The sequence below is a fragment of the Edwardsiella piscicida genome, from assembly GCF_001896205.1.
GTDB lineage: Bacteria > Pseudomonadota > Gammaproteobacteria > Enterobacterales > Enterobacteriaceae > Edwardsiella > Edwardsiella piscicida.
The window spans coordinates 1,749,597-1,762,169 of record NZ_MPNU01000001.1; the positions used below are offsets into that span (position 1 = coordinate 1,749,597).

The window sequence follows — 12,573 nt, forward strand, 5'->3', positions numbered from 1 at the left end:
CCTTGCGCTGTGTAAGGTTAGCCGCGGGCGGCCAGGGCGGTGACATAGTGATAGGCCCGTCCGCTGCGCAGGACATCCAGCGCCTGGCGGGCGTTAGCGGCCAGATCGCGCTGGCCGAACAGGCGCAGTAGCAGGGCCACGTTGGCGGCGACGGCGCCCTGATGCGCGGGCGCGCCCCCCCCCTGGAGCAGGCGAGTCAACAGGATGCGGTTCTCCTCCGGCGCACCGCCGCGCAGCGCGCTGAGGGGATAGTCCGGCAGGCCGAAGTCACGCGCCGTCAGCTGATAGTGGCGGATCTCGCCCTGGTGCAGCTCCGCCACCTGCGTCGGGGCGTGCAGGGCGACTTCATCCAGTCCGCCGCCGTGCACGACCGCCGCATGTTGATAGCCCAAACCGCGCAGGCTCTGCGCCAGCGGTAGCACCCGATCGGGACTGTAAACGCCGATCAGCGCTCGGGTGGGCCGGGCCGGGTTGATCAGCGGGCCGAGCAGATTAAAGATGGTGCGGGTCTTGAGCTGCTGGCGCACCGGCATGGCATGGCGAAAGCCGCTGTGGTACTGGGGGGCGAACAGGAAGCAAAGCCCCAGCTCATCCAGCGCTCGGCGCGATGCCTCGGCGCTCATGTCCAGGCGGATCCCCAGCGCCTGCAGCAGATCCGACGATCCGGTACGGCTGGATACGCTGCGATTGCCGTGCTTGGCGATGCGTACGCCGCAGGCCGCGGCGACAAAGGCGCTGGCGGTCGAAATATTGATGCTGTCGCTGCCATCGCCGCCGGTGCCGACGATGTCGGCAAACTCGTACGATGGACGAGGAAACGGCAGCGCCGCTTCCAGTAGCGCGCTGGCGGCGCCGGCGATCTCGTCGGGATGTTCGCCGCGGATCTTCATGCTGATCAGCGCGGCGGCCAGCTGGCTCGACGCCAGCTGACCGTGCACGATGGCGCTAAAGAGCCGCTGACTCTCCGCGCGACTGATCACCTGCGCCCGGTACAGCTTATCCAATATGGTCAGATGCTCAGAGGTCAGTGACATGGCGGGACCTCCGCTGCGCTGAGGGGGGATAATCGGGGCTGGGGTGGCGCGGCGCGGGCCCAGTCGATGCTCTGTTCCAGCAGTCGGGCGCCCTGTGGCGTGAGGAGCGACTCCGGGTGAAACTGGAAACCGCAGACGCGCTGGCGATCGTGGCGCACCGCCATAACCATGCCCTGGACGTGGGCGTTGACGCAGAGTTCGGCCGGAATGCGCCGGGCGGCCAGCGAATGATAGCGCGCTACCGGCAGCGGGGACGGCAAGCCACGAAACATGGCCTCGCCATCGTGTTCGATGGCGCAGACCCGCCCGTGCAGGATTTCCGCCGCCCGATCGACCTGGCCACCATAGTGTTCGACGATAGCCTGGTGTCCCAGACAGATGCCGATGATGGGCAGGCGTCCGCACAGCGTTTGCAGCAGCGCGGGCATGCAGCCTGCGTCAGCCGGCGCGCCGGGGCCGGGGGAGAGCATCAGCAGCGGCTGGTGCAGCCTATCCAGATGCCGCAGCAGCGTATCCGGCGCGACGCTGTTACGGTAGATAACCACCCGATGACCGCCGCTGCGCAGCTGATCGACCAGGTTGTAGGTAAACGAGTCAATATTGTCGAGCAGTAAGACGTCGGCCATCAGATCGCTCCTTGCGGCTGGGGGGGATTCGCGTGCGCCGCCGCGATGGCGTTCAGCACCGCCCGGGCCTTGCTGCGGGTTTCATCGGCCTCCGCCTGAGGCTGGGAGTCCAGTACCACGCCGGCGCCGGCCTGTACGCTGGCGACGCCATCCTCTACGTAGGCGGCGCGGATAACGATACAGGTATCCAGATCGCCGCGGGCCGTGAGGTAGCCGACGGCGCCGCCGTAGCTGCCGCGCCGCCGCCGTTCGCTGGCGGCGATCAGCTGCATGGCGCGCACCTTGGGGGCGCCGCTCAGGGTGCCCATATTCATGCAGGCCCGGTAGGCATGCAGCGCGTCGAGATCGGCGCGCAGGGTGCCAACGATCCGGGAGACCAGATGCATCACCACGGAGTAGCGATCCACGTTGGTCAGCTCGGCGACGTAGCGTGAGCCCGGCTCACAGATCCGCGCCAGATCGTTGCGCGCCAGATCGACCAGCATCAGGTGTTCGGCCAGCTCTTTGGGATCGCTGCGCATGTCCAGCTCCAGTCGGCCATCGAGATCGCGATCGATGCTGCCGTCGGCGCGCCGCCCGCGCGGGCGGGTGCCCGCGATGGGGTAGATTTCGACCTGTCGGCTGTCGGCGTCGTATTTCAGGGCACTCTCCGGCGAGGCGCCGAACAGCGTGAAGGCCTGATCCTGCATGAAGAACATGTAAGGGCTGGGGTTACTCTGCTTCAGCTGGCGGTAGGCGGCCAGCGGGGCGGGACACGGCAGCGTGAAGCGGCGTGAGGGGACTGCCTGAAAAATGTCGCCGGCGAGGATAGCGCGCTGCATGTCGCGGACGATCGCGCCGAACGCCTCATCATCCCGATCGACCTCGACCGTTAACGGCGGACAGGGCGCAACGGGCGTCGCCTTGAAGGGGCGCTGCATCTCCGTCAGCAGAGCATCCAGGCGTCGCTGCAGGCGCTGGTGCTCATCCGCCGCGGCGCTGAAGAGGCTGGCCTGCAGGCGGGCGCTACCCTGACGATGGTCGAGGATCAGCAGAGTTTCGGCCAAATAAAAGCAGAGGTCGGGGCAGCGCGGCCCTGCGCTGAGGTGTGGCAAGGGCTCAAAGCCGGCGACCAGATCATAGGCGAACAGGCCGCCGAGTAACATGGCCTCCGGCTCGGCGTCCGGCGTTGGCTGGCAGGAGAGCAGGGTACGCAGCGCGTCGAATACCGACGGGGTGTGCAGCCGGCTGTCTTCATCCTGCTCATTATCCTGCGCGGGAAAGGTGAGCGTACAGCCGTGGGCCTGACACGTACAGGCTACGTCTGGGGGCAGGGCATGACGCAGGGTGGTCAGCAGGGCGGCGCCGTTGGCGCTTAAGGACTCCAGGGTGACCTCTCGCTCACGCGCGGTAATACGCAGGGCGCTATCGATGATCAGGAGACTTTTCAGGTGGTGCTTACTGGCGATATCGGCAGACTCCAGCAGCAGCGTCGCCGGGCGCTGGGCACACAGTTGTTCAAAAAGCAGCGTCGGATCCGCGGAGTAAGCGGCGCTGCGGGTTAATACGGTCACGGCTGTTTTGGCCTGATGCATAGAATAGATCCCTGACGGTCATACACGGCGCGGACATAAAAAAGCCCGCATTATGCGGGCGGTAATAACGCAGGCGTACGGTTTCTGCGCGTCTATACCGCCTGAATGCGATGAGGACGCCACCCGCGTACGATGACGATGTCGCGAGATTGACACGGTATTTTCTGCATGACGCGCTCCGATTGGCTTCTGAGTGAACTTGCGTACTAGTAAACTAGTTTTATGGTTCTGTGTCAATGTCGCGGCGCATTTTTTCATCATCTGTGGCGTTGGGTTGCTATCCGCATTAGTGCCACAGAGCGTAAAACGCTATGATGAGGGTCATAACTGATTTGCAGTGGAGATCCATGGTGTTAGCGTATTTCCCAGAGGGACGCCCGGCGCTGTTTGATTTACACAGCCATACCCGGGCGTCGGATGGGCTGTTGAGCCCTGAGGCGCTGGTGGCGCGGGCCGTGGAGCGGAGCGTCACGACCCTGGCGATCACCGATCACGATACGTTAGGCGGCATCGCCGCCGCCCGTCGGGCGATCGCCGACCAGGCGCTGCCCCTGGCGCTGATCGCCGGCGTAGAGATTTCTACGCTGTGGGAGCATCATGAAATTCACGTCGTGGGATTGAATGTGGACGTGGACTGCCCGGCGCTGGGCGCTTTTCTGACGCTGCAGGCGCAGCGACGCGACGAGCGCGCCGCGGAAATCGGGCGCCGCCTGGCGCGTGCTCGGATTGAGGGTGCGCTGGAGGGTGCGCAGCGCCTGGCGCAGGGCGCGCAGTTGACCCGGGGGCATTTTGCCCGCTACCTGGTCGAACGCGGCTACGCGACCTGCAGCGCAGACGTGTTTAAACATTTTCTGGCGCGCGGTAAGACCGGCTATGTTCCCCCGCAGTGGGGCTCGATTGCCGAGGCCGTGACGGCTATCCATCAGGCGGGCGGCGTGGCGGTGCTGGCGCATCCCGGGCGCTATCGCCTGAGTGGCAAATGGCTGAAACGCCTGCTGACGACGTTCTGCGCCGCCGGCGGCGACGCGCTGGAGGTTGCCCAGTGCCAGCAGCCGCCCCATGAGCGTCACCAGCTGGGGCTGCTGGCTCGCCAGTTTGCGCTATCGGCATCGCAGGGGTCTGACTTTCATCAGCCTACGCCCTATCTGGATCTGGGACGAGGCCTTTCCTTACCCGATGGGGTGCTCCCCGTCTGGACGCATTGGGCTTCGCTGCCGCAGGCTTCCCAACCCGGCGCGAGTCTACTGGAGGCGTTATGAGTCAATTATTTTATATTCACCCGGAAAATCCGCAGCCGCGCCTGATCAAACAGGTGGTGGAGGTGCTGCATAAAGGGGGGGTGATCGTTTATCCCACGGACTCCGGCTATGCGCTGGGCTGTATGCTGGAAGAGAAAAATGCCATGGAGCGGATCTGCCGCATCCGGCGCATCGACAGCAATCACAACTTTACCCTGGTATGCCGGGATCTCTCCGAGCTCTCCAGCTATGCCTTTGTGGACAATGCGGCTTTCCGCCTGCTGAAAAACAATACGCCGGGCGGCTATACCTTTATTCTGAAGGCGAGCAAAGAGGTTCCCCGTCGGCTGATGAGCGAGAAGCGCAAGACCATCGGTCTGCGAGTGCCCTCCAACCCGATTGCACAGGATTTGCTGGCTGAGCTGGGTGAGCCGCTGATGTCTACTACCCTGATGCTGCCGGACAGCGAGTTTGCCGAGTCCGATCCGGAGGAGATCCAGGAGCGGCTGGGTAAGCAGGTGGATCTGGTGATCCACGGCGGCTATCTGGGGCAGCAGCCGACGACGGTGATCGACTTGACCGACGATACGCCGTTGGTGGTGCGCGTCGGCGCCGGCGATCCCAAGCCCTTTCAATGAGGCAGACGGCGTCGCCGTATGCCCTGTTTTTATTTGCCGTTGTTAATTGTGGTTAATTAAGGAAACGCTATGTCGCAGATACTGAGTGAGCGCGATGAGCTGGCCTCCGATCTGGTGGCCTGTCAGCTGGTGATCAAGCAGATCCTGGATGTGATCGAGGTGATCGCCCCGGCCGAGGTGCGTGCCAAGATGGCGCAGCAGCTGAAAAGCATTGATTTTAACCAGCGGGGCATCGATGAGGTGACCCAGCGCGGAGTGCAGAAAGCCATCGCGCTGATCGAGCTGAAGTTTTCTGGTGAGCCGGAGAGCGCGGCGCATTAAGGTGATGCTCTGCACAGTTTAACGAAAATAAATTGTTAAAAAAATGTAGTGTGATAGCCTGTGATTGTTGAATAATTTCGACATAGAGTTTCTCATTGCATTTGAGCCCGCGGGAATTGCCTGCGGGTTTTTTTTGTCTCGCGTCCCCCGGCGACGCCGGGGGAGCGTGATGACGTTGATGGCTTACTCGTAGCGACGGTAATAGCGCTCCAGACGCAGCTGCAGCTTGCCGAGCAGGGTGCTGAAGGCCAGGTAGATCAGCGCCGTTTCGCTGTAGATGATCAGCGGTTCATAGTTGACCGCCACAATGCGCTGGGCGGCGAGAAACATCTCCGGTACGGTGATCACCGCGGCCAGGGAGGTATCTTTTATCAGCGAGATAAAGGCGTTGGAGAGCGGCGGCAGGCTGACAAAGACCGACTGCGGCAGGATCACCCGACGCATCGCCTGAGCGCTGCTCATACCGATGGCGCTGGCCGCCTCCCACTGACCCCGCGGGACCGACAGGATCGCGCCGCGTACGATTTCCGAGCTGTAGGCGCCGACGTTGAGAGTAAAACCGATCAGCGCGGCGGGAAAGGCATCTAGCGTGATCCCGGCGCTCGGCAGACCATAAAAGATCAGGAACAGCTGTACCAGTAGGGGGGTTCCACGGAAAACCCAGACATAGAAGTCGGCGCAGATCTTCAGCGGGCGAATGGCGTACAGGCGGATTAATGCGGTGGCCAGCCCCATCAGCAGGCCGCCGCAGAATGAGAGCAGCGCCAGCGGTATGGAGAAGCGCAGCGCGGCGGAGAGCAGCGGCCAGAAGGCGTCAACGACCGGCTGCAGCCAGTCGGGATGCGGCAGGGTATCGAGCAGGGGGGACAGCCAGTGGGGCATCATGGGGACTCCGTATCGGACGCCCGCCGCGAGAGCGGCGGGATAACGCCGGACATACGCGGCGGACGATTATTGAGAGACGTCGCTGCCGAAGTAGCGCTGAGATAGGGTCTGGTACGTGCCATCGGCGCGGATCTCGCTCAGCGCACGGTTCAGCGCTGCAACCAGCTGGGGCTGGCCTTTACGCACCAGAATCGCGGAGTCGGCGCGCTGATCCGCGACGGCCACCACCTTGAGGGGGGCATTGGGCTTATGCTGCCGAAAGTCGAGATAAGAGAGGTTATCGTTTAGCGTCGCCGCCGCCCGGCCGCTGATCACCAGCTCCAGCGACTGGTTGAACCCGTCGGTCGGCACCAGGTCTGCGCCATAGTGCTCCGCCAGCTTGGCATAGTTGCTGGTGAGGCTCTGGGCCGCTTTCTGCCCGCGCAGATCGTCAAAGCTTTTGAGCTGGGCATTGTCGCTGCGGACGATCAGCACCGCCTTCGCACCCACGTAGGGATCGGAGAAGTCAAACTTGGCCTGGCGCTCCGGGGTGATCCCGACCTGATTGATCACCGCATCGTAGCGTTTGGCCGATAGCCCGGCGATCAGTCCGTCCCAGCGCCCCTCGACAAAGACGGGCTTCAGCCCCATCTTGGCGGCCACGGCGCGGGCGATATCGACATCAAACCCGACCAGCTTGCCGCTGGCATCGTGGTAGGTATAAGGCGGATAGGTTCCCTCGGTGCCAAACTTGATACTGCCTGCGGACTGTATCGCCGCTAACTCGTCGCTACTCTGGGCCAGCGCACCGCCGCTCAGCAGGGTGAGGGCCAGCAGAGCCCGGGCTGTTTTTTTCATCATATTCCCGCCTCATTTATGGTTTGGTGTTGTTCGGATGCGGCCGCAGGTGACCGATGAGAGCAGGCTAACCGATAGCGTGATCTTCGCTAAATCACATTGTGGGATTATTAATAACCAGAAGGAATAAGCTCTTCGGAGGCTACAGTAGCCCGCCGCCGATCAGCGTCGCCAGCAGCAGCGCTGGGAGGCTGTACAGATGAAATAGGCCCCAGATACGGCGCCCGCCGGCCATGCGCAGGGCGATCAGGTTGGCCATCGAGCCCAGCGCAACGCCAAAGCCGCCGATATTGACGTCATAGGCTAGGGGGAGGCTGGGTGGCTGAACGCCCAGCAGCAGGATGGTGGCGGGAACATTGCTGATGAGCTGGTTCAGGGCGATCGCCGCCAGATACAGCGACGTCCCCTGCATCTGCGTCGCCTGCTGGCTGAGCCCCTCCAGCTGCGGCAGACTTATCAGCAGACGAACATCAATAAACATGATGATAAAGACGGCCAGCAGAGGCCAGTCGATGCGACGGAGGGTCGCTGGCGCCAGGTAGAGCAGCACCGCCGCCAGCAGCAGCAGCCCCGACGCGGGATAGCCGGCGTCGATGGCGGCGATAAACAGGGGATACAGCGCGAAACAGCTCCACAGCTGGCGGCGTCGCCGATCGGGCGGCGCGGCGGCGTTGGGGAGTATGAGGCGGCGGCGCGGCGTCGACAGGCAGGTCAGCAGCAACAGTAGGGCGCTCAACGTCGCCGCCAGCGGCAGCATCTGCGCGATAAACGGCCAGAATCCCCACCCCGAGTGACCCCAGATCAGGATGTTCTGGGGGTTGCCTATGGGGGTGAGCAGCGAGCCCACGTTGACCGCCAGCGCTTCGATCACGATCAGCCGGGTGACTGCCATGTTGGCCAGCTTTTTCAGGGCCAGGGTCAGCGGTACCACGATAAATAGCGCGACATCATTGGTCAGAACGGCGGCGAGCAGCAGAGAGGCGACGACCAGCAGCAGGGCGATGGCGCGCTCGCTGTGCAGTCGGGCGATGATACGCCGTCCCAGCCAGTCAAGGTAGCCGCTGCTCTCCACCCCTTTGCTCAGCAGCAGCAGACCGGTCAGGGTGATAATCGTACGCCAGTCGATGGCGGCGGGTAGGCTACTGAGCGGCAGAGGCGTAAAGGGTAACAGGGCGATGGCGAGCAACAGCGGCAGTAGCAGCAGCGGATCGCGCAGTAGGGATGTCAGACGGCGTGCGGCGGCACGGTAGCGGCGAGACATGGCCGTCAGGCGCTTTGCGCCGCGGCGGCATACTGGTGATGTAGCGCCGGCGCTGGCGTCGTGGGCTGCTCGGCCTGCAGACGGTAGCGGGTCGGCGTCATACCAAAGTGTTTACGAAACATATAGGTAAAGTGGGACTGAGAGGCAAAGCCATAGCACAGCGCGATATCGATGATCCCCTCATCGCTGTGACGCAGGCGCCGGGCGGCGCCGGTGAGTTTGCGCAGGCGAATATAGCGCCCCAGCGACATACCGGTGGTTTCTCGGAAGATCTTTTGCATATGCCATAGCGAATAGCCTGAATAGCGCGCCAGCTCATCCAGGTAGATATCGCGCCCCAGGTGTCGCTCGATCCATTCGCTCAGGGCGCAGACCAGTGCGGCATTGCGTTGTTGCTGGGTCATCGGCTCTCCGCGGCGGAAAATGGCCTGGTCACCTTAGCGGTGACCGTCCATATCATAAGGGAGGGTCGGCAGCGTCAGGGTGCGGTAATACTGCAGGCGCTCCCGGAAATAGCCGCGCAGCGCCTCGGGTTGTTCGCGTTCGACCTGTTCAGCGATCACCGGCATATGGTAACGCTCTTTATAGGACACCCCGCTGGCCGCCAGATCGACATTGATGCGATCCATCTGTGCCTGGGGCAGCGTCGCCAGATTAAAACTCATAATAGCCTCCGTTGAGTATCGGACTATTATTTCAGAATTTGGCGGAGGGAAAAAGGGCTGGCCGCCGCGCTGATGCCTGAAGCGCATCGGGCGGCGGCCGGAAAATCAGAAGGGATTAGAGTGGCGCGGCCCTTGGGTTATCGGGCGGCGCGGGCGCAGCAGCGCAAGCAGACCGCCTACGATGGCGGCGCTTAAGACCACCAGATTAAACAGCAGGAAACCGGCCATCAGCATGGTCATCATGACAACGGCGCTCACCAGCATCAGCGCCTGGCGCAGTTTACCCTCCAGCCCCATCTTGCGCGACTGGCGCGACAGATACATCCGCCAGTATTGCATCTGCTGCTGCAGAAAACTACGCAGGCGGCCGGTGGTCGAAGTGGCAGAAGAAACGTCGGTCATAGAAACTCCTTTAAAACCCGGCGGGATCGCGCGGGATAGTGGCAGCCTACGGGATCCCTGGCTCCCGGCACAGTGGATTTAGGCAATTTTACGCCCCTGACAAAAGCTGACACGGCTATCGGGACGTAGCGCATTACAGCAGAAAGATCTTAAGAATTGCTTACGGCATCGCCGCGGGCGCGGCCTGTAAATTATTCACGGCATATGCATTGATTTCGTGTAAAATAAGCGCCCGCGTTGAGCCGGGCCCATGCCCGGTGGAAGCGACGCCTGTTTTAGCACCGGTCGCCGCGGCGGCCGGTCAACAATAACGACGCCTGTGAAGGCGACAGCTGAGGTTGCTCAATGAGCGAAAAATTACAGAAAGTTCTTGCCCGCGCCGGTCATGGCTCACGCCGTGAAATCGAAGCGCTGATCAAAGAGGGCCGGGTAAGCGTGGACGGTAAGCTGGCCACGCTGGGAGACCGTGTTGAGGTGATGCCCAACATGAAAATCCGCGTTGATGGCCGGGTGGTCTCCATCCGTGAGTCTGAGCAGGAAATCTGCCGCGTGCTGGCCTACTACAAGCCGGAAGGCGAGCTGTGTACCCGCCGCGATCCAGAAGGCCGCCCGACGGTGTTCGATCGTCTTCCCCGTCTGCGCGGTTCGCGCTGGATTGCCGTGGGACGCCTGGATATTAACACCTCGGGTCTGCTGCTGTTTACCACGGACGGCGAGCTGGCGAACCGCCTCATGCACCCGAGCCGGGAAGTTGAGCGTGAGTACGCGGTGCGCGTTTTCGGCCAGGTTGACGAAGACAAGCTGCGTCAGCTGCGCCGCGGCGTACAGCTGGAGGATGGTCCCGCCAGCTTTAAGAGCATCAGTTTCCAGGGCGGTGAGGGGCTGAACCAGTGGTACAACGTCACGCTGACCGAGGGGCGTAACCGCGAAGTGCGTCGCCTGTGGGAAGCCGTCGGCGTACAGGTGAGCCGCCTGATCCGTGTACGCTATGGCGATCTGCCCCTGCCGAAAGGGCTGCCGCGCGGCGGTTGGCAGGAGCTGCCGCTGGAAAATATTAACTATCTGCGTGAACTGGTGGAGCTGCAGGCGGAGACCGCCAGCAAGCTGCCGGTTGAGCGTGAGCGTCGCCGGATGAAGGCCAACCAAATCCGACGGGCGGTTAAGCGCCATGGCCAGCACAGCGGCGGCAGCCGTCGTGCGCCGACCACGAAACGCGGCTGAGTTTGTCGCGCTAAACCGCCTGACGGCGGGTAATAAGATGGTTTACACACACCCTGTGAGCGGTACGCTGACAGGGTGTTTTTTTATGGACAAGCCCCTCATGCAAAACGCGCGTTGGGTGGCATCCAGGAGCGGCATATCGGCCTGATGAAAAGCGAATATAAAAATGGTGCGCTGAAGCCGGGCTGGGTTTAAGCCACCCGGTGCGATGCTCATCGCGGCGTCGGCATCCATGGCCATAGCGACGCCGAATCGCGTTAGGCGAGCGAGCGTGAATCAAATCAGCGTTGCTAAAAGGGCGGGGTGCACAGATGTTTATGTCTCGCGCCCAGTTAGTGAGTTAGTCGAACGGACGGGCTATCTCAGGTATTTTCCTCTGCTAAGGCTGGAATCAAGCACAGAAAGTGGTATTACTATAGGGGTATCAGTACGTTATTGGATCGTACCACGGAGCGTCCCCTGGATGGGGGCCGCGGAAACGGTGCGGCACTTTTTTATGGATGGCTTAACGGACAATGAAACTCTTTCTTGCGACCCTGCAGTTTATGACCCGGATCCCGGTATCGCCGCGCTGCAGCGATGATCTGACCCTGAATGATTATCCGCGCGGCATCATCTATTTTCCCTTTGTGGGCTTGGTGATCGGGGTGATCAGCGCGCTGGCCTATGGCGTACTGGCGACCACCTACGGCAGCTGGCTGGGGGCGGTCGCTGCGGTGCTGGCGTCGACCCTGGTGACCGGCGCGTTTCATCTCGACGGTCTGGCGGACACCTGCGATGGGCTGTTCTCCGCCCGTCCGCGCGATCGCATGCTGGAGATCATGCGCGATAGCCGCATTGGCACCAACGGAACGCTGGCGCTGATCTTTGTGATCCTGCTGCAGGTGCTGCTGATCCAGCATCTGGCGGGCGGTAGCCTGCCTATCTATGCCGTGCTGGTGGCGATGCCGGTGATCAGCCGCACGCTGCTGGCCGTCATGATGTTCCGCCAGCGCTATGCGCGCGAGAGCGGCATGGGCAATCTGTATATCGGCAAAATCAGCGGCAGCCACTACGCGCTGACCCTGGTTATCGGCCTGCTGCTGGTGTTTGGTCTGTTGCACTGGCACGCCGTGCTGGCCGCGTTTATTACCTACCTCTTTGCCTTGATATACCGCGCTTTCATTAACATGCGGCTGGGGGGGCAGACCGGGGATACGCTGGGCGCGGCCAACGAGCTGTTTGCGCTGGTGTTTCTGTTGTCGCTGTACTGAGGATATCCCATGGAGCTCTATCTGGTTCGTCACGGCGAGACTCAGGCCAATCGGGATGGCGTCTACTGCGGCAGCAGTGATGTGGCGCTGACGCCGCAGGGGCTCCAGCAGGCGCAGGCCGTGGCGCATCAGCTGCAGGGGATCGCGTTCGATGCCGCCTATGCCAGCCGCCTGCGGCGTACTCAGCAGACCCTGCGCCCCATCATCGGTGCACAGGGGCAGTTTCACGTCCATGCGGGGCTAGATGAGATCAACTTTGGTGAATGGGAGCTGTGTCATCACCGCGATCTGGCGCGCCAGCAGAGCGCAGCCTATCGCGCCTGGTGCGATGACTGGCGCAGCGCTGTGCCGCCGGGCGGCGAGGGGTTCGTCGACTTTAGCGCCCGGGTGGAGGCGGTGATGGCAGAGCTGCTGGCCCGTCACGAGGGCCAGCGGGTGCTGGTGGTGGCGCATCAGGGGGTGCTCGCTCTGCTGTGCGCCCGTTTGCTGGGCATGGCGGCGGAGAATATGTGGCACTTCTCGTTCAGCCAGGGTAGCCACAGCCTGATCGCGATCCGACAGGGGTTTGCGGTGATCCGCAGCCTTAACGATCGCGCCGCGGCAGGCTAGCGGCCGCGG

General features: G+C 62.5%; 15 protein-coding genes. 6 read left to right on the top strand and 9 right to left on the bottom strand.

Annotation, left to right across the window (positions count from 1 at the left end; genetic code table 11):
• Positions 1 to 17: 17 nt before the first annotated feature.
• From trpD to BRD58_RS08030, 3 genes are read right to left on the bottom strand one after another with little or no spacing between them, the layout of a single operon-like run.
• Positions 18 to 1,034: an anthranilate phosphoribosyltransferase gene (trpD, locus tag BRD58_RS08020; RefSeq protein WP_012848386.1), complete on the bottom strand. Its 1,017-nt coding sequence runs from the start codon at positions 1,032 to 1,034 to the stop codon at positions 18 to 20.
• Positions 1,025 to 1,660 (bottom strand): glutamine amidotransferase-related protein, encoded by a 636-nt coding sequence (locus BRD58_RS08025; protein ID WP_015461390.1) that lies wholly within the window; start codon positions 1,658 to 1,660, stop codon positions 1,025 to 1,027. The genes trpD and BRD58_RS08025 overlap by 10 nt, the downstream gene beginning before the upstream one ends.
• Positions 1,660 to 3,234, bottom strand: coding sequence for an anthranilate synthase component 1 (locus BRD58_RS08030; protein WP_015461391.1), 1,575 nt, complete (start codon positions 3,232 to 3,234; stop codon positions 1,660 to 1,662). The genes BRD58_RS08025 and BRD58_RS08030 overlap by 1 nt, the downstream gene beginning before the upstream one ends.
• Before the next feature lie 347 nt (positions 3,235 to 3,581).
• Between BRD58_RS08030 and rnm the strand changes: the two genes are divergently transcribed.
• The 3 genes from rnm (at position 3,582) to BRD58_RS08045 (ending at position 5,431) form a co-directional block, all read left to right on the top strand.
• Positions 3,582 to 4,493: an RNase RNM gene (gene rnm / locus BRD58_RS08035; RefSeq protein ID WP_012848389.1), complete on the top strand. Its 912-nt coding sequence runs from the start codon at positions 3,582 to 3,584 to the stop codon at positions 4,491 to 4,493.
• Complete coding sequence (locus BRD58_RS08040; RefSeq protein ID WP_012848390.1) at positions 4,490 to 5,110, top strand: L-threonylcarbamoyladenylate synthase; 621 nt, start codon at positions 4,490 to 4,492, stop codon at positions 5,108 to 5,110. Before rnm ends, BRD58_RS08040 begins: the two co-directional genes overlap by 4 nt.
• Before the next feature lie 69 nt (positions 5,111 to 5,179).
• Complete coding sequence (locus tag BRD58_RS08045; RefSeq protein ID WP_012848391.1) at positions 5,180 to 5,431, top strand: DUF2766 family protein; 252 nt, start codon at positions 5,180 to 5,182, stop codon at positions 5,429 to 5,431.
• A 183-nt stretch (positions 5,432 to 5,614) separates the two neighbouring features.
• On the opposite strand, the gene BRD58_RS08050 is transcribed toward BRD58_RS08045, so the two are convergent.
• The 6 genes from BRD58_RS08050 to BRD58_RS08075 form a co-directional block, all read right to left on the bottom strand.
• Positions 5,615 to 6,313, bottom strand: coding sequence for an amino acid ABC transporter permease (locus BRD58_RS08050; RefSeq protein ID WP_015461392.1), 699 nt, complete (start codon positions 6,311 to 6,313; stop codon positions 5,615 to 5,617).
• 69 nt (positions 6,314 to 6,382) lie between these two features.
• Positions 6,383 to 7,153, bottom strand: a complete 771-nt coding sequence (locus BRD58_RS08055) for an amino acid ABC transporter substrate-binding protein (RefSeq protein ID WP_015461393.1) — start codon at positions 7,151 to 7,153, stop codon at positions 6,383 to 6,385.
• Between the two features lie 142 nt (positions 7,154 to 7,295).
• Positions 7,296 to 8,414 carry an SLC13 family permease gene (locus tag BRD58_RS08060; RefSeq protein WP_073382165.1) on the bottom strand — a complete coding sequence of 373 codons (1,119 nt, stop codon included), beginning with the start codon at positions 8,412 to 8,414 and terminating at the stop codon, positions 7,296 to 7,298.
• 5 nt (positions 8,415 to 8,419) lie between these two features.
• Positions 8,420 to 8,818 (bottom strand): helix-turn-helix domain-containing protein, encoded by a 399-nt coding sequence (locus BRD58_RS08065; protein WP_012848395.1) that lies wholly within the window; start codon positions 8,816 to 8,818, stop codon positions 8,420 to 8,422.
• Between the two features lie 33 nt (positions 8,819 to 8,851).
• On the bottom strand, positions 8,852 to 9,079 hold the full coding sequence (locus tag BRD58_RS08070; RefSeq protein WP_012848396.1) for a DNA polymerase III subunit theta: 228 nt from the start codon (positions 9,077 to 9,079) through the stop codon (positions 8,852 to 8,854).
• A gap of 105 nt (positions 9,080 to 9,184) precedes the next feature.
• The gene (locus tag BRD58_RS08075) at positions 9,185 to 9,481 is read right to left on the bottom strand and encodes a hypothetical protein (RefSeq protein ID WP_012848397.1); all 297 of its coding nucleotides are present in this window, start codon (positions 9,479 to 9,481) and stop codon (positions 9,185 to 9,187) included.
• Positions 9,482 to 9,826: 345 nt separating this feature from the next.
• On the opposite strand from BRD58_RS08075, the gene rluB reads away from it, so the two are divergent.
• The 3 genes from rluB to BRD58_RS08095 all read left to right on the top strand — a co-directional run bounded on the left by rluB (position 9,827) and on the right by BRD58_RS08095 (position 12,564).
• A complete protein-coding gene (gene rluB / locus BRD58_RS08080; protein ID WP_012848398.1) occupies positions 9,827 to 10,702 on the top strand; it encodes a 23S rRNA pseudouridine(2605) synthase RluB in 876 nt (291 codons plus the stop codon).
• A gap of 515 nt (positions 10,703 to 11,217) precedes the next feature.
• Positions 11,218 to 11,955, top strand: coding sequence for an adenosylcobinamide-GDP ribazoletransferase (gene cobS, locus BRD58_RS08090; protein ID WP_012848399.1), 738 nt, complete (start codon positions 11,218 to 11,220; stop codon positions 11,953 to 11,955).
• A gap of 9 nt (positions 11,956 to 11,964) precedes the next feature.
• On the top strand, positions 11,965 to 12,564 hold the full coding sequence (locus BRD58_RS08095) for an adenosylcobalamin/alpha-ribazole phosphatase (protein ID WP_012848400.1): 600 nt from the start codon (positions 11,965 to 11,967) through the stop codon (positions 12,562 to 12,564).
• The last annotated feature ends 9 nt before the right edge of the window (positions 12,565 to 12,573 follow it).